16 protein-coding genes are annotated in these 16,526 nt (G+C 63.5%); 11 read left to right on the top strand and 5 right to left on the bottom strand.

Annotation, left to right across the window (positions count from 1 at the left end):
• The first annotated feature begins 328 nt into the window (after positions 1-328).
• Complete coding sequence (locus tag AC1TQG_RS01350; protein WP_482137223.1) at positions 329-562, top strand: WhiB family transcriptional regulator; 234 nt, start codon at positions 329-331, stop codon at positions 560-562.
• A 175-nt stretch (positions 563-737) separates the two neighbouring features.
• On the opposite strand, the gene AC1TQG_RS01345 is transcribed toward AC1TQG_RS01350, so the two are convergent.
• A complete protein-coding gene (locus tag AC1TQG_RS01345) occupies positions 738-1,244 on the bottom strand; it encodes a metallopeptidase family protein (RefSeq protein WP_482135157.1) in 507 nt (168 codons plus the stop codon).
• 75 nt (positions 1,245-1,319) lie between these two features.
• On the opposite strand from AC1TQG_RS01345, the gene AC1TQG_RS01340 reads away from it, so the two are divergent.
• Positions 1,320-1,745, top strand: coding sequence for a DUF3499 domain-containing protein (locus AC1TQG_RS01340; protein ID WP_482135156.1), 426 nt, complete (start codon positions 1,320-1,322; stop codon positions 1,743-1,745).
• Here AC1TQG_RS01340 and AC1TQG_RS01335 read toward each other — a convergent pair.
• On the bottom strand, positions 1,666-2,883 hold the full coding sequence (locus tag AC1TQG_RS01335; RefSeq protein ID WP_482135155.1) for a phosphatase PAP2 family protein: 1,218 nt from the start codon (positions 2,881-2,883) through the stop codon (positions 1,666-1,668). The genes AC1TQG_RS01340 and AC1TQG_RS01335 overlap by 80 nt on opposite strands.
• 128 nt (positions 2,884-3,011) lie before the next feature.
• Here AC1TQG_RS01335 and AC1TQG_RS01330 point away from each other — a divergent pair, with 128 nt between their 5' ends.
• The 3 genes from AC1TQG_RS01330 to manA all read left to right on the top strand — a co-directional run bounded on the left by AC1TQG_RS01330 (position 3,012) and on the right by manA (position 6,837).
• The gene (locus AC1TQG_RS01330; RefSeq protein ID WP_482135154.1) at positions 3,012-4,406 is read left to right on the top strand and encodes a phosphomannomutase/phosphoglucomutase; all 1,395 of its coding nucleotides are present in this window, start codon (positions 3,012-3,014) and stop codon (positions 4,404-4,406) included.
• A gap of 98 nt (positions 4,407-4,504) precedes the next feature.
• Complete coding sequence (locus tag AC1TQG_RS01325; protein WP_482135153.1) at positions 4,505-5,605, top strand: hypothetical protein; 1,101 nt, start codon at positions 4,505-4,507, stop codon at positions 5,603-5,605.
• On the top strand, positions 5,605-6,837 hold the full coding sequence (gene manA, locus AC1TQG_RS01320; RefSeq protein ID WP_482135152.1) for a mannose-6-phosphate isomerase, class I: 1,233 nt from the start codon (positions 5,605-5,607) through the stop codon (positions 6,835-6,837). Before AC1TQG_RS01325 ends, manA begins: the two co-directional genes overlap by 1 nt.
• Here manA and eccE read toward each other — a convergent pair.
• Positions 6,831-8,504: a type VII secretion protein EccE gene (eccE, locus tag AC1TQG_RS01315; protein ID WP_482135151.1), complete on the bottom strand. Its 1,674-nt coding sequence runs from the start codon at positions 8,502-8,504 to the stop codon at positions 6,831-6,833. The genes manA and eccE overlap by 7 nt on opposite strands.
• Before the next feature lie 100 nt (positions 8,505-8,604).
• Between eccE and eccB the strand changes: the two genes are divergently transcribed.
• Positions 8,605-10,041, top strand: a complete 1,437-nt coding sequence (eccB, locus tag AC1TQG_RS01310) for a type VII secretion protein EccB (RefSeq protein ID WP_482135150.1) — start codon at positions 8,605-8,607, stop codon at positions 10,039-10,041.
• Positions 10,042-10,057: 16 nt separating this feature from the next.
• Here the strand turns inward: eccB and AC1TQG_RS01305 are convergent, their stop codons facing one another.
• Positions 10,058-10,663, bottom strand: a complete 606-nt coding sequence (locus AC1TQG_RS01305; protein WP_482137222.1) for a TetR/AcrR family transcriptional regulator — start codon at positions 10,661-10,663, stop codon at positions 10,058-10,060.
• A 220-nt stretch (positions 10,664-10,883) separates the two neighbouring features.
• Here AC1TQG_RS01305 and AC1TQG_RS01300 point away from each other — a divergent pair, with 220 nt between their 5' ends.
• Positions 10,884-11,480, top strand: coding sequence for an NADPH-dependent FMN reductase (locus AC1TQG_RS01300; protein ID WP_482135149.1), 597 nt, complete (start codon positions 10,884-10,886; stop codon positions 11,478-11,480).
• Between the two features lie 104 nt (positions 11,481-11,584).
• Here the strand turns inward: AC1TQG_RS01300 and AC1TQG_RS01295 are convergent, their stop codons facing one another.
• Positions 11,585-12,148, bottom strand: a complete 564-nt coding sequence (locus AC1TQG_RS01295) for a TetR/AcrR family transcriptional regulator (protein ID WP_482135148.1) — start codon at positions 12,146-12,148, stop codon at positions 11,585-11,587.
• A gap of 41 nt (positions 12,149-12,189) precedes the next feature.
• Here AC1TQG_RS01295 and zapE point away from each other — a divergent pair, with 41 nt between their 5' ends.
• The 4 genes from zapE to nrdE all read left to right on the top strand — a co-directional run bounded on the left by zapE (position 12,190) and on the right by nrdE (position 16,488).
• Entirely contained in the window at positions 12,190-13,137 is a 948-nt protein-coding gene (gene zapE / locus AC1TQG_RS01290; protein WP_482135147.1) for a cell division protein ZapE, read from the top strand.
• A gap of 304 nt (positions 13,138-13,441) precedes the next feature.
• On the top strand, positions 13,442-13,693 hold the full coding sequence (gene nrdH / locus AC1TQG_RS01285; RefSeq protein WP_482135146.1) for a glutaredoxin-like protein NrdH: 252 nt from the start codon (positions 13,442-13,444) through the stop codon (positions 13,691-13,693).
• A gap of 84 nt (positions 13,694-13,777) precedes the next feature.
• A complete protein-coding gene (nrdI, locus tag AC1TQG_RS01280) occupies positions 13,778-14,308 on the top strand; it encodes a class Ib ribonucleoside-diphosphate reductase assembly flavoprotein NrdI (protein WP_482135145.1) in 531 nt (176 codons plus the stop codon).
• The gene (gene nrdE, locus AC1TQG_RS01275; RefSeq protein WP_482135144.1) at positions 14,284-16,488 is read left to right on the top strand and encodes a class 1b ribonucleoside-diphosphate reductase subunit alpha; all 2,205 of its coding nucleotides are present in this window, start codon (positions 14,284-14,286) and stop codon (positions 16,486-16,488) included. The genes nrdI and nrdE overlap by 25 nt, the downstream gene beginning before the upstream one ends.
• Positions 16,489-16,526: the final 38 nt, after the last annotated feature.

Raw genomic sequence — 16,526 nt, 5'->3', positions numbered from 1 at the left:
CGTGTCGAGGCTCAGGAATCACCCGATGGGGTGGTAAAGCAATTTCGCTCGCGGCTTGACCTGGACCCCCAAAACCGTGTCTAATCACATCAGTGTCATTCCCAGTTTTGACAACGAGAATTGTTGCGGGGCATAGGAATCGATCACTTGTTCGAATATGACTGACCAACTGCACAATTCGAAGTCCAGATGAGGAGGCGGGGCGATGGCTCTGGAACACATGGCTACCAACAGCCTTGAACCGCAAGTCGATTCGCAATTGAACGCACCCGAGGACCGTCAGAACGAACGTCCCAGACTGAGCTTGGTCACCACTGCATTCGACGACATGTTCGACTTCGTCGAAGATCAGTGGCAGGACCGGGCGCTCTGTGCCCAAACCGATCCCGAAGCATTCTTCCCTGAAAAGGGTGGCTCGACCCGCGAGGCAAAGCGGATCTGCCAGGGGTGCGAGGTACGCGCGGAGTGTCTCGAGTACGCGCTGCACAAGGATGAGCGGTTCGGCATCTGGGGCGGCTTGTCGGAGCGTGAGCGCCGGCGCATCAAGCGCGGCATCGTCTAGTTCGGCGGGGTTCGGTCACCGATCGTCGGTGATGTTCGACGGGGTGATAACAGGGGATGGCTGCGCAGTGTGAACTGTTGCGGCACAGGATTTTTCAGTACAAAACCACTTGCAAGACAATTTCTGCACGCCGCGACCCCTGGTCACGGATATGGCACATGGCGACCCGTTGTCCCTATTGGGGCGGCGGGTCGATTGTGTCTTCGTCGACGCCGAGGTGCGCGGCAACCTGCTGCACGAGTACCTCGTGGAGCAGGTCCAACAGGTCTGCGCCCTTCTTGGCGCGACTTTCGAGCGGTCGCCGGAACAGCAGGATGCGGGCCTTGGTCGCCCGGCCGTCCGCGTCCATGCCCGGTGGGATCAGTCGGGCCAGCGGGATCGGGCCGTCGGCGGTGACCTCGGCGGGCCACTGCACGGTGTCGGGATCCCGGGGAAGCATCCGCGGGACCTCGTCGACTGCGATGTCCAGTCCTGTGAGCCGGTCGTGCCAGCGGGCATCGATCTCGGCAAAGGCTTCCAGAACCACCGCATCAAACGACTGGGACCGGCTCGTCCACGCCGGCACATGGACCGGGAGCAGGGATGATCGCAGGCCGCGACCACGACGATCGCGGACCCGGGGGACGCCTCGAACCGATCGTCGACGCCGTGGTCGGACCAGCGGAGGACGAATGGGTGCCATAAGTCGCAAGTCTAGGCAGGTCTGTGCGGTGTGTCCTACTTCGACCCGCCGGGGGATAGGGATAATCTTCCACCCGTGAGGCTTCCACGTCAGTGTTCCAGGCCCGTCTGCGCCAACCCGGCGGTCGCGACGCTGACTTTTGTGTATTCAGATTCGACCGCGGTGGTCGGGCCGTTGGCGACGTCTCCCGAACCCCACTCGTGGGATCTGTGCGATACCCATGCGACCCGGATCACCGTTCCGCGTGGCTGGGAGATGCTGCGCAGCGCGGGTGGATTCGCCGCGCCGGGACGTGATGAGGACGATCTGACGGCGCTGGCCGAGGCCGTTCGCGAAGCCTCTGGTGGCTCCCTTGTCTCGCACGTGTCCGCCGTGCCCAGCGCCGACTCTGCACCTCATCTGAGCCGGGCGCAGACCCCGGTCAGCGGTCCCGACCCGCTTCCGCGCCCGCGGCCGGGTCGACGTGGACACCTCCGAGTGTTGCCTGATCCCGTGGACTGAGCTCCACCGTCTTCGGTTCGGCCACCGGCGGTTCGGTGATGTTCTCCGAACCGCGTCCTTTGCGCCTGTCCCAGGCCTTTTCGCCGTAGTGGCAGATCACCATCACGAACGTGGCCAGACCCCACCCGAAAATCAGGTCGATCACGTAGTGCTCGGCGGAGTACACCAGGGTGAACGCCATCACCAGCGCGTAGCCGGTGAAGATGGTGCGCCCGAACGCTCTTGTCCGGCCCCACATGAACATCGCGAGCAACGCGGTGACCCCGGCGTGCAGTGACGGGATCGCGGCGACCTGATTGGACTTGTCCTGTCCGACCTCGATCACGTCCCGTACCGGACCGATGTGCAGCACGTCCCAGCCGCGGCTGGAGATCCGCTCGATGTAGGGGGCAGCACCTTCGTGTTCGGGCTCCACCTGACCGAGGATGTTGTCGGGCACGATCTGTTCGGGTGTGGTGATGCAATGCGGGAAGGCCGGCCCGCCGACCAACTCGGCCGAGGTGCACTTGGCAGCGGCCCATGGGGGAGCCGCGGGTACCAGCACGTAGCCGATCAGACCAAGGAAGAAGATCATGATGAGCCGCAAGGCGAATCGGCGCCACTGCAAACGGTCGCGGAGCCAGAGGAAACCGGCGACCGCGTAGGGAACGATGAAGTAGGACATGTACACAAAGCTCGTGAACACCTCCCACCACTGGGCGTCGGCCATCTTGAGGTGTTCTTGCAGCCACACGGTCGGCACCACATGGAACATCCAGCGGTCCGCGTCGACCGCGAAATGCCACTGGGTGGGCATACCGAGGAATGCCGCGAGACCGCGCGTGGAGTCATACACCGCGAGCAATACACCGAACGGCAGCCAGTCGCGGATCACCGACAGCAGGTTGCGCCTGCCGATGGACGCGGCAGCCAGGCCGATGGCCATTGCGACGAGCACGTAGGACCGACCAAAAGACATGGTCCGGGTGCCGAGCATGACGAGCAGCGTCAGCGCCCAGATCGTCACGGTCACGCGCCGGATCAGCACCAGATTCAATCGCTCCGCGCCGAGGCGGGCAGCTTTGAACTCAGCGAAACGCAGCCGGGAGTACCAAGATGTTGGAGGGGCGTCGGTCTTCGGGCTGTGTAGATCGGTCATGATTAGGCGTTGACCCCGTTGTCGACCGACCCAGCCGGTGGCACGGTCCGATCGTCAGTGAACGGTCGCACCGGCCATCGTGTGTATGCAAGATCGTGATGCTGTACCGACATAGAAGGAGCCAATCCGTGGATCGTCCCGCGCAACTCTTCAGCCGCGAGCTGGTGAGTGCCGTCATCAAGGCCTACGACGTTCGAGGGCTTGTCGGAGAGCAGATCGATGTCCATTTCGTCCGCGCTGTGGGTGGGTCGTTCGCACGTCTGATGAAGAGCGAGGGCCAATCGGCGCTGGTGGTCGGACACGACATGCGGGAGTCGTCCCCCGAACTCGCTGCGGCGTTTGCTGACGGTGCCCTGGACGAGGGACTCGACGTGACCCTGATCGGCCTGGCGTCCACCGATCAGCTCTACTTCGCCTCCGGAGATCTCGACCGGCCGGGCGCGATGTTCACCGCAAGCCACAATCCGGCGAGCTACAACGGGATCAAGCTGTGCCGGGCCGGCGCAAAGCCGGTGGGCCAGGACAGTGGGCTGGCGACCATCTCGCGTGAATTGGTCGAAGGACCCGACGGCGATGCAAGCACGCCCCTCGCGAGGGGCGTGCTGGACGAACGCGACGTGTTGAAGGACTATGCGGCGTTTCTGCACAAGCTCGTCGATCTTTCCGGTCTGCGGCATTTGACAGTCGCCGTGGATGCGGGCAATGGCATGGGTGGTCACACAGTTCCGGTGGTCCTGGGTGGTTCCGAGGAGTTCACCGTGCGTTCACTGTACTTCGAGCTCGATGGAACATTCCCCAACCATGAAGCCAATCCGCTCGATCCCAAGAATCTGGTGGATCTGCAGGCCTATGTGAAGGAGACCGGCGCGGACATCGGCCTGGCCTTCGACGGTGACGCCGACCGTTGCTTTGTGGTCGATGAACTGGGAGATCCGGTGTCTCCGTCCGCAGTGACGGCGTTGGTGGCCGAGCGTGAACTCGCGAAGCACCCCGGCAGCATCGTCATCCACAACCTGATCACCTCCCGGGCGGTCCCTGAACTCGTCCGCGAGCTGGGTGGCGAGCCACTGGTGACCCGAGTTGGTCATTCGTTCATCAAGGCGCAGATGGCGGAAACCGGTGCGGTTTTCGGTGGTGAGCATTCGGCCCATTACTACTTCCGGGACTTCTGGGGTGCTGATTCGGGCCTGCTCGCGGCGATGCATGTGCTCGCGGCCCTGGGGGCGTCGGATCAGCCGTTGTCGAAGATGATGGCCCGGTACGAGCGCTACGCCAGTTCCGGTGAGATCAACTCGACCGTCGACGATCAGGCAGCGCGTACGGCAGCGGTGCTGGCCGATTTTGCCGACGAGGTCGCCGGTACGACGCAGATGGACGGTGTGACTGTCGATCTCACCGACGGTTCGTGGTTCAACCTGAGGGCGTCGAACACCGAACCGCTGCTGCGGCTCAATGTCGAGGCCGCGACCACTGAGCGGGTCAATGCACTGACCGAACGAATCCTGGGGGTCGTTCGGGGCTGATGAGCACTACTGCCGCGAGTCGAAAGTCCTTTTGCTGTCTCCGGCGTTCGACCGGATACCTGCAAGAAACTTTCGACTCGCGGCACTAGGCTGGAGCCATGTTGACCGGAGCGCCTGAAATCGACGACGTCGCCGCGCTGCTCGACGCCGACGTCGATGGCCTGCTGCCGGCTTCGGCCTTGGCCGGTGCCCAGTGTCGCGCGATGGCCGCGGCCCGGGCCGAAGGTGTGCTCGAGCCGCTCGAACGACTGCTGCCCCGCGCAGTGGTCGTGGTCTGTGGTGACGGCACTTCCGGTCGGGCCGTGGATCTCGTGATGGCACTGGCAGGCCCGCACATCGATGTCCCACTGATCAAGTGCGGAGCGGTGCCGTCCTGGATCGGGCCGCTGGATGTGGTGGTGATCGCCGGGGACGACGCCGGTGATCCTCGTTTGGCAGATGCGGCGACCCGGGCGGGCAGGCGCCGCGCCGAGGTCGTCGTCGCCGGGCCGGTCGAGGGACCGTTGCGCGAGGCATTGTCCGGTCCGGTGGTGGATCTGTCACCGCGCGTACATGTCCCTGCGCCGTATCGGTTCGCGCACTATGTGGCGGCGATGTTCGCGGTGCTCGACGGGTTGCGTGCGGTGCGGTTCGAGGGCAGGCATCCGGATCTGGCGGCGATGGCCGACGAGTTGGATTCCGAAGCTGCCGGAAACCATCCCGGACATGAGCTGTTCCACAACGCGGCAAAGGAACTGGCGGTTCGTGTTGCGGATCGTAGAACGGTGTGGACAGGGGATACGGCAGCCGGGATGGTTGTCGCGGTTCATGCGTCGCGGACGGTTTTCGCAGGTGCCGGAGTGGTCAGTACCGCAACGGATCTGGGCGAAGTACTCGCTGCGGGCGCATTGCTGGCGGGGTACGGTGGCACCATGCCGGCTGACTACGATCCCATATTTCATGACGCTGCGATCGATGGTCCGATACCGAGCGAACCTGTTCGTGTGCAGTTGCTGACCACCCCGGATCGGGAATGGTTGCTCCGTCGGCGCACCGCATCGCTGGCCGATGTCGACATCCGGACGAGCGGGCCTGCCGAGCAGTCAACCGCCGAGCCAACTGGCCGGGCTTCGGGTATGGAAGACCTTGTGCCTCTGATGATTCTCGCGTTACGCGCCGATATGGCCGGTGCGTACCTGCGGCTGGTGGGCAGCCACTGATGCACCTGCTCGACGGTGTGATCAGGCCATACGCCTGGGGTTCGCGAACTGCGCTGGCAGAGCTTCGGGGGTTGCCAACGCCGAGCCCGCATCCGGAGGCCGAACTCTGGTTCGGTGCACATCCGGCGGCTCCGGCACCGGTCGACGGTGGGGCAGAGGGTGAAACCCTGCTCGACGTGGTCGATGCCGACCCGCGGGGTCAGCTCGGTGCGGCGTGCACTGACCGGTACCAGGGGCGACTACCGTTCCTGATGAAAATCCTTGCGGCAGAAGAGCCCTTGTCGTTGCAGGCGCATCCCAGTCTGGAGCAGGCAAAAGACGGATTCGCCAGGGAGAATGCCCAGGGGATCGAGGTCGGTGCGCCGCACCGCAATTACCGGGACGACAACCACAAGCCCGAATTGGTTGTGGCCATCACCGATTTCGAGGCGCTGGCGGGTTTCCGCGATGTCGGCGAAACCGTCGACCTGCTGCGGGCGCTACAGGTGCCCGAGCTCGACGCGTACCTGGGAATGCTGGCGGGACAACCTGATTCGCAAGGATTGCGGGCGTTGTTCACCACCTGGATCACGCTTCCGGAATCGGCGCTGACAACCCTGATCCCGGCAGTACTCGACGGAGCCATCCGCTATCTGTCGGACGGCAACGGCCACTTCGGGGCCGAGGTCCGAACATTTTTGGAGATCGGCGAGAGTTACCCGGCAGACTCCGGCGTGCTGGCGGTATTGCTGCTCAACCGGATTTCGCTGCGTCCGGGCGAGGGCCTGTTCCTGCCTGCGGGCAATCTGCACGCCTACCTGGGTGGTACCGCTGTCGAGGTGATGGCCAACTCCGACAACGTCCTGCGTGGTGGACTGACCCCCAAGCATGTGGACGTGCCCGAGTTGCTCCGGGTGCTCGATTTCACGCCGGTTACCGCGTCCGACGTCACCCCGACGCTGCGCACCCTCAATGCCGAATTGATCTATCAGACACCGATTTCGGAGTTCCGGCTGTCGATGGTGGAACTCGACGGCACCGGCATTCGCAAGCCGTCATCGATCCTGTTCGACGTCCCCGGGCCGCAGATCCTGCTGTGCACGTCCGGTGCGATCGAATTGAGGGGGACAGGCACCAGTCTGTTGGTCCCGCAAGGACACGCGGTCTGGCTTGCCGACAGTGATCCCGACGTCGTGGTGCATGCGGCCAGCGCGCGGAGCGTGTTCTTCCGAGCCCTGGTCCCTGTTCAGTAGACCGGGGAGGCCCCGGCAGCAGTATGCCGGCCGGGCACCGGGGCGCCGTTGGTCGAGGGCAGGCTGCTACCGATGAAGCTGATCTCATCGCCCGTTGCGACCATGGTGACCATCGCCGAGCCTCCGGGTGTCGAGATCCAGATGTCCTGGGGTGCAGCATGATTCTGGACAAGCCTCACGTCGGCGGCTTCGGTGTGGGTTCCGGGAGGTGCCAACGAGATGATCGTCGATGCATCGACAGTGGTCGGGGTCAGGCCGTCGAACATCGCCACGGTGAAATGCCCCGGGAAGACCCGTCCACCGGCCAGCGCCACGAGCCCGGGATCGCCTACCGCCGTGACGAACTGCTGCCAGTCAGTGGGGCGGTCGCTGTAGATCAGCACCCGGGCGCCGACTCCGATCGCGCGCAGCAGTACCTGCTGGGCCAGGTGCAACCCGCCGGCGATCGAGACCCGATGCGGTCGGCCGCCCAGTAGGTCGACCGCCACCGCGCGTCCACTGTGGTCGGCGCCGATGAGCTGGCCACATCCGGCTGCGGCCAGAAAGACCTGCGCCAGATCGTCACCGGAGATGGTGTGTTCGGCGATCGGGGGCAGGCGGTCGGCGGCACCGACGGGCAGGCTGGCGGCGAGGGCGGCGCGCTGGCGGCCATGGAGGGGGAGCAGCCCGGCGATCTGGGGTTGCCCGCCGCGCTGGGTTCCTTCGGGGGCCAGGGCGTTGAACCTGACCAGGGTGCGTAGCGAGATTTCTCCGTCCGGTGTCGAACGAAGTCGCGACGTGACGGTCGTCGACACCGACGGGACCGCCCACACCGCGTCCAGCGCGGACGTGAGGTGTTCGGGCGAGACCGCAAATGTTGACATCTGTAACCGGCCGATCGAGACCGACTCCCAGCTCTCGGACACCTCTGCACCGCCGGCGCCATGGGCGAGTTGGGTTGTTGCGGAGGTGATCTCCGCTGCGGTCAATGCGGTCGCGGACAGTCCGCGACCACCGATCCGGTTGGCGACCCGGCGGGTGGCGACGATCGCGGTGCGCAGCGCGCCTTCGGATCCGCCGCCGCGGCGGGCGACCGCCTCCGGGCACCGGGAGGGATCGAGTCGCAGGACCACGAGGACCGATCGGTAGGCCGTGGCCGGGAGCGGGCCCAGTGTGCGCAGGTAGACCTGCGCCACGCGGCCGGTGCCGTGCGACCGGATGCCATGGCTGACGACGTCGATCGATTCGAGTTCGATGTCGAACTGGCGAACGCTCTCGGCGAGCGCAGACAGTGGGACACCAGGGATTCCGGTGCATCCACGGGGGTCGAGCAGTCCGATTGCCGGAGGCGGTGTGTCGATCCGGAGGACAGTGACCAGGGAGGTGCCGTCCCATCGGGCTCCGATGGGCGACTCGTCGGGAACCGGGATGTCGAATGGTGCCTGATCCGGCTTCGATCCGTCCGGTTCGGAGCCGCGCAGCAGGCGGCGACGCCAGAGGCCGAGCCGCAACATCGACAACCGTGCCACCGACGTCCGGCCGGGCAATGCGACCAACAGCGCCGACAGGACAACGGCGCCGACCAGCGCAATCCACCACAGCGCGCCGTTGTCATATGACAGCACGAGCGCGCCTGCGATCAACAGCTCGATCGCAACCACAACAATCATGAATCCCCCCACAGCCATCGGCCCCGATCCAATGGTCGAACTCCGGGCGGTACCCCGGGGCTCAATGCTGCTATACGCTACACCGCGGGAGGATGGGGGGAATGTTTTGCCTGCTCAATTGACGACGAAAGCTCAGGTCAACGGCTATCGCTTTCTGCTACGCCGACTCGAGCACGCGCTGATTCGGCGCGACGTGAGGATGTTGCACGACCCGATGCGGTCACAGGCCCGTTCACTGCTGGTCGGGCTGGTGCTCGCGCTGCTGGTGCTGGCCGGATTTGGCGTGTACGGACTCATCAAACCGCAAGGCACCGTTGGTGATTCGAAAATCATCGTGAGCAAGAAGGCCGGCGCGATGTATGTCTTGGTCGACGACAGATTGCATCCGGTTCTCAACCTCGCCTCTGCGCGGCTGATCAGCGGCAGCGACGAATCACCGAAGTCGATCGCCGAGAAGAAGCTGACCGGGTACCCGCGGGGCCCCTTGCTCGGGATACCCGGTGCGCCGGTGGCGTTGCCGGGACCGCGGTCGACCGACGTCTCGCAGTGGACGGTCTGCGACACGGTGTCCGGTGATGATGTCGTCACCACGGTCGTCGCCGGCGAACCCGCACTCGGCGACCGGATTCGGGAGGCGACAGCGGGTGATGCCACCCTGGTCACCGCCGGCGAGGACATCTATCTCATCTTCGAGGGGAAGCGGGCCCGGGTCGATACCGACAGCGTTCCGGTGCGGCGCGCGCTTGGCATCGACGAGGCGTCGGTGCGGACGGTGAGTCCCGGTCTGCTCAACGCGATCCCGGAAGTCGAACCCGTTGTGGTTCCGACGATTTCCGGTGCCGGTGCACCATCGGCGCTGGGGGGCGACATACCCGTCGGATCGGTGATCAAGGTGACCGGTCTGTCCGGTGGGACGACCTATTACGTAGCACTGGCGAAGGGCGTTCAACAGATCGGCGAGGTCGCTGCCGAGGTGATCAGGCAGGCCGACACCGCCGGTGGTGGCAGCGTTCCGACGGTGGGCCCAGGTGCTTTGACCGGTGTCGACACCATCGAGGAGTTGCCGGTGACCGACTTCCCGGCGGTCACACCGGTACTGACCGATGTGGATGTGGACCCAGTGTTGTGCAGTGCGTGGTCGCGGACGAAGGACGATCATCAGGCGGTCCGCGGTGTCCTGCTCGGATCGACGTTGCCGCTCGGTTCGAAAGAGGCACCGGTGGTGCTCGCAGGCGCCGATGGGCCCGGACCTGGACTCGATGCAGTGTTCGTCGAACCGGGCCGCGGGCACTACATCCGGGTCACCGGCTCGGAGCCAGACAGTACCCGGGCCGAATCGCTGTTCTACGTGAGTGATTCGGGTGTTCGGTTCGGTATCCCGGATCAGAACACTGCGATTGCACTGGGACTGGGCGAGAGTCCGGTGCCTGCACCCTGGTCGATCATCTCGTTGCTGGCCGCGGGTCCGACTCTCTCGCAGGGCAATGCGCTGATCTCGCACGACGGGATGTCACCGGATCTGACCGGAACCCAGATCGGGGCACCCGAGAACTGAACCGCCCGAGGCGAGGTCAGGCCTTCGGTGGCTTCAGCGACCGAACCAGTGATTCCCACTGATCTGCGATCTGGTCGAAAGACATGTGCCTGTGGTTGTGCAGGTGATGAATTGCCGGTGGGTCGAGCGGTGCGAGTACCGCGATGCACATCAACTCGAGGTCGCCCGAAAAGCCCATGGCCTCGAGCAGTGTTCGGGTGTGGATGACCGAAACTATGCGGGTGGGATGCAGGAAGCGTTGTGGCCCACTGTCTTCGGCTTCGAGCAGGACGTCGAGGTGCGCGGCAGTGGTGGTCAGGCGAGCGCGTCCGTATGCGATGAGCCGATCGAGGGGATCGATCTTGTCGCCGGGTGCACCGGGCCCGAGCGGCGGTGGCCCACTCATGAAGGCCTGCTGAAGCGCGGACTCCGAATGATCGAGCAGCGCGATCATGAGGCCGGACCGATTGCCGAAGCGGCGGAAAACGGTGCCCTTGCCGACTCCGGCCTCGCGAGCCACGGCGTCCATCGTGACCGCGGATGCGCCATGGCGGTCGATGAGGCGGGTGGCGGCTTCCAGCAAGAGTTGACGGTTGCGGGCGGCGTCCGCGCGTTCGGACTCGGCGGGCACGACGAGTGACATCGGCGCAGGGTGAGCCGGGCGTGGCGTGGTGGGTGAGGTCAGGAGAGGTAGTGCGGCGTCGGATGTGCCGGTTCGCGACTGGTCTTCACTCGGATTCGAGTGCGCGGGGGGCTTGGACACAGCCATGACTGTAACGGTAGCCACATCGGGAATACGTTCGGACCAGGGTCCGGTTAAATGATGCAGACATATCTATTAGTGATGCGAAGCAACAAGGAGGTTGACCTTGACCGGTACAGCTACTGGCACGAACGAGACATCTGGCGCAACCGCGAAGGTGCTGGCCCTGGTGGGAAGCCTGCGTCGCGATTCCGTGAACAGGGTGCTCGCCGAGGTGGCGGCCGACAATGCACCGCAGGGTGTTGAGGTCGCGGTGTACAGCGGCCTGGAGAAGCTGCCCTTCTACAACGAAGACCTCGACACCGACCAGGTCGATGAGTCCGTGACGCAGCTGCGCGAGGCGGTTTCTGACGCCGACGCCCTGCTCATCGCCACGCCCGAATACAACGGCACCATCCCCGCCGTCCTCAAGAATGCGATCGACTGGCTCTCGCGTCCCTACGGTTCCGGCGCGATCAGCGGCAAGCCCGTCGGTGTGCTCGGAGTGGCGATGGGGCAGTACGGCGGCAAGTGGTCGCACGACGACACCGCCCGCGCGGTCGGCATTGCCGGCGGCAAGATCGTCGAAGACGTCAACTTGCATCTCTCGACCGGCAGCCTCGGCGGCAAGGCCGTCGCCGACGTCCCTGAGGTTGTCGAGATCCTTCGCGCGGCCGTTGCCGTACTGGCCAACCAGGCGGCAACCGTCGACGCCTGAGCTCGACAAGATCTAAATCTCGGCAAAGGCACACGTTCCAGTCATAAGCACACGTCGCAACGTGTGCTTATGACTGGAACGTGTGCCTTTGCTGTGGGTCGGTTCTACCGGAGGCCGCGCAGGAATCGGTCCACTGTGCGGGTCATCGTGTCCCGGCGCCCGGTTTTGTCGCGTCTACCGGTGATGCCGTCGAACACCAGGCCTTCGCACAGGCTGATCAGATCGGCGGCGTCCGCCTCCGGCTCTGACGATCCGATCGCCCGCATCAGCGTCAGCGAGTCCTGTTCGGAAAACAGGCAATCACGCAGCGTTCGTACCCGATCCGGGTCGCCCGCCACCTCGGCGAGCAGTGCGTATCGTGCCCGTGCATCCGCGTCACGGTGCGTCAGTAGATCGTCGAGGTAATCGGCGACGGTCTGTGCGGCATCCCTGCCGTCTGGCTTTGGTGCCGCTTGCGTAAACGCCGATTGCGCGCGCCGGGTGATTGCCTCGATGGCGCTGTCGATCAGCGCAGCCCGCGTGCGGAAGTAATAGGACACCGATCCGTTCGGGAGCTCGAGTCGCCGATCGACTGCGCGATGGCTCAGTCCGTTGGTTCCTGCCTCGGCGATGAGTTGGATCGCTGCGTCTGCGATGAGCTCGCGGCGATCGTTTGTCTGGTCCGTCACACGATCAGTGTCCTCTACTTCTGTAGAGATATGCTCATCGCATGTCCGGTGACTCTACGACTGTAGAGGATGAGCTCGATCCCGAGCAGCGCGTCGTGGATGCGCAACTGATGCGTCTGCTTGCCGAACTTCGGGAACCTCCTCACCGCTTTCGGCATCGTCGACCTCGGATGGTCGCGGGTCTCTATCTGTGGGGTGCGCCTGGCCGCGGCAAGACGATGTTGGTGGATCGGATGATCGATCAGCTGGGGTCGATTCAACTGGTGCGCTGGCATTTTCACGCCTTCTTTGACGATCTGCAGTCGGCTGTCACCATGCATTCGGGACGCCAGGGTGCGATCGAGATCGCCTGCCGCCAGGTGGTCGGCGACGGTGTTCGGATCGTGGTGTTCGACGAGTTCCATGTCCACGATCCCGGGACCGCGACGCTGCTCATTCGGCTCCTGCGTGAGCTGCGGTCGCGCGGCATCGTCCTGGTGGCGACATCGAACCTGGTGCCGGAGGAACTACTGCCCGATCCGTTGTTCCGTCCGGTATTCGCGCCTGGTGTTGCGCTCTTGAGAGAGATGGCTGTGGTGGTCGAACTCGCCGGAGATCGCGACTATCGGTTGAGTGAGACCGGGCGACTCGCCGGTGGCTTCGTCGATATCCCTGCCGTCGATGCCCGGGCCTTTGATCAAGTGTGTGGGCAGCCGCTGTCGGCGCGGGATTACCTGTTCCAGGCGGATCGGATGGCCGACTGTGGTTCCACGAGTGGCTGGCATATCCGCGACATACCCCTGCTCGACCGATGCGCCCCGGATTGGTCGGTGCGTTTCACCCATCTGGTCGACGTGGCAGCCGACCGCTCCATTTCGCTGTGGCTGACGACCCCGTACCCGGTCGCCGAACTGCTGGCTTCGTGCTCTGGCGTGCGTGACGGCGCACGACTGCGGAGCCGATTGTCGGGGTTGCGGTGTTCAATCAGGGTGCCCGGTACCGCGCAGTGACGGATGGGACTTGTGGGGACACGCCCGACGCGCCGAGACACGCCGAAATTCATGCTGGTGTAGTTCCCGTGACCTGGGACTTTCACGAATGTCATTCGCAACGTGTTGTGTCGGTACAGTTTGTCAGACACTAGGTGTAGTGTTTGGAACACCGAACGGGACTACGGCGTTGGAACTAAAAGTGCAACGAAGTTCTCCACCGCAGAGCCGCCGGGATAACTATTTGAAAGTCAAGTCTTGCCGCTATCCGGTGCTGGTGTGGGTAGCATTCATCGGTTCCGTCACAAAGGAGTTCTGGGGAATTATGACCACTGCGACAACCGCCACGATCACCGTCTACACAAAGCCTGCCTGCGTTCAGTGCAACGCCACGTACAAGGCCCTCGACAAGAACGGCCTCGACTACGACATCGTCGACATCACCGAGGACTCCGATGCCCGCGACTACGTCATGGCGCTCGGTTACCTGCAGGCTCCGGTTGTCGTCACCGGTGACAGCCACTGGTCGGGATTCCGTCCGGACCGCATCAAGGCTCTGGTCGCAGCGGCTGCCTGATCTACCCGGACCCCGCCCGCGAGGCGGTCCGTAGTTCTAGTTGGTTCAAGCATCACCTGTCAGCAATTTCGTGGAGGTCGGGACATGGGGAAGGTTCCCGAATATGCCGCCGCGGCTGAGTTCGCCGTTGCTGAGCTCTCCGAGACCCCGCTGATCGTCTACTTCTCGAGCGTCTCGGAGAACACGCACCGATTTGTCGAAAAGCTCGGGATGCGGGCACGACGAATTCCACTCATCGATCACGACGGATCCTTCACCGTCGACGAGCCGTACATTCTGATCAGTCCCACCTATGGTGGCGGCAAGGCATCGGATGGCGCGGAAGTCGGCCAGCCGGGACGCAACTCCGGGTTTGTGCCGAAGCAGGTCATCAAGTTCCTCAACAACAAACACAATCGTTCGCTGATCCGCGGCGTCATCGCCGCCGGCAACACCAATTTCGGCGAAGAGTTCTGTTTCGCCGGCAACATCATCTCAACTAAATGCCAGGTGCCCTATCTGTATCGGTTCGAACTGATGGGTGACGCCGACGACGTCGACCGGGTCCGCTCCGGTCTCCACGAATTTGCGCAATCACAGGAGTTTTCACAGTGTCGCCAACCGCAACCCCAGTAACCGACTCAAGGTCAGGGACCTCGGCCAGCAAGTCGGGCGTCCACGCAGATCCCTCCGGCCACCAGCCGGAGGAGATGGACTTCCACTCGCTCAACGCGATGCTGAACCTGTACGACGCCGACAACAAGATCCAGTTCGAGAAGGATCGTGAAGCGGCCAATCAGTACTTCCTTCAGCACGTCAACCAGAACACGGTCTTCTTCCACAACCTGGACGAGAAGCTCGACTACCTGGTGAAGGAAAACTATTACGAGCCAGAGGTTCTCGACAAATACGACCGCGGGTTCGTCAAGGGTCTGTTCGACCACGCGTACAGCAAGAAGTTCCGGTTCCCGACCTTCCTGGGTGCGTTCAAGTACTACACCTCGTACACGCTCAAGACATTTGACGGCAAGCGGTACCTCGAGCGTTTCGAGGATCGGGTCTCGATGGTCGCGCTCACGCTGGCTGACGGCGACACCATCCTGGCGCGGGCGCTGGTCGACGAGATCATCGACGGACGGTTCCAGCCGGCCACCCCGACCTTCCTCAACTCGGGCAAGAAGCAGCGCGGCGAGCCGGTGTCGTGCTTCCTGCTGCGTATCGAAGACAACATGGAGTCGATCGGCCGTTCCATCAACTCCGCGCTGCAGCTGTCCAAGCGCGGCGGCGGTGTTGCCTTGCTGCTGACCAACATTCGTGAACACGGTGCGCCGATCAAGAAGATCGAGAACCAGAGTTCCGGTGTCATCCCGATCATGAAGCTGCTCGAGGATTCGTTCAGCTACGCCAACCAGCTCGGTGCTCGTCAGGGTGCAGGCGCGGTGTACCTGCACGCTCACCACCCCGACATCTACCGCTTCCTCGACACCAAGCGTGAGAACGCGGACGAGAAGATCCGCATCAAGACCCTCTCGCTGGGTGTGGTCATCCCGGACATCACGTTCGAGCTGGCCAAGAAGAACGACGACATGTACCTGTTCAGTCCGTACGACGTCGAGCGCATCTACGGCGTGCCGTTCGCCGATATCAACGTGACCGAGAAGTACCACGAGATGGTCGACGACCGTCGGATCCGCAAGACCAAGATCAAGGCGCGCGAGTTCTTCCAGACCCTCGCCGAGCTGCAGTTCGAGTCGGGCTACCCGTACATCATGTTCGAGGACACGGTGAACAACGCCAACCCGATCGACGGCAAGATCACCCACTCCAACCTGTGCTCGGAGATCCTGCAGGTCTCGACCGCGTCGACGTTCAACGACGACCTCTCGTACGAGCACATCGGCAAAGACATCTCGTGCAACCTGGGTTCGCTCAACATTGCCAAGACGATGGATTCGCCGGATATCGCGCAGACCATCGAGACCGCGATCCGCGGACTCACCGCAGTGTCGGATCAGACCGCGATCACCTCGGTGCCCTCGATTCAGAAGGGCAACGACGACTCGCATGCGATCGGTCTCGGGCAGATGAACCTTCACGGGTACCTGGCGCGGGAGCGCGTCTACTACGGGTCCGAAGAGGGCATCGACTTCACGAACATCTACTTCTACACGGTGCTGTTCTACGCGCTGCGCGCCTCGAACCGGATCGCCAAGGAGCGGGGCAAGGCGTTTGGTGGCTTCGAGCGGTCGAAGTACGCGACCGGTGAGTTCTTCGACAAGTACACCCAGAACGTGTGGGCGCCGGAGACCGACAAAGTCCGAGAGTTGTTCGCGCAGTCCGGGATCACGATCCCGACGCAGGACGAGTGGATCGAGTTGAAGGCGAGCGTGCAGGAGCACGGGATCTACAACCAGAACCTGCAGGCCGTCCCGCCGACCGGTTCGATCAGCTACATCAACCACTCGACGAGTTCGATCCACCCGGTTGCGGCGAAGATCGAGATCCGCAAAGAGGGCAAGATCGGCCGCGTCTACTACCCGGCGCCTTTCATGGACAACGACAACCTGGAGTACTACCAGGACGCGTATGAGATCGGCTACGAGAAGATCATCGACACCTACGCCGCGGCGACGCAGCATGTCGATCAGGGTCTGAGCCTGACCCTGTTCTTCAAGGACACCGCTTCCACACGCGACGTGAACAAGGCGCAGATCTACGCATGGCGCAAGGGCATCAAGACGCTCTACTACATCCGTTTGCGTCAGATGGCCCTCGAGGGGACCGAGGTGGAAAATTGCGTTTCGTGCATGCTGTAAATACCTGTGACACAACACCTTTGGCCACATCACTTTTG

Source organism: Williamsia sp. Y844 (assembly GCF_056786475.1).
Note: the sequence above shows the minus strand (reverse complement) of the source record. Positions and strands in the feature narration are given on the sequence as shown.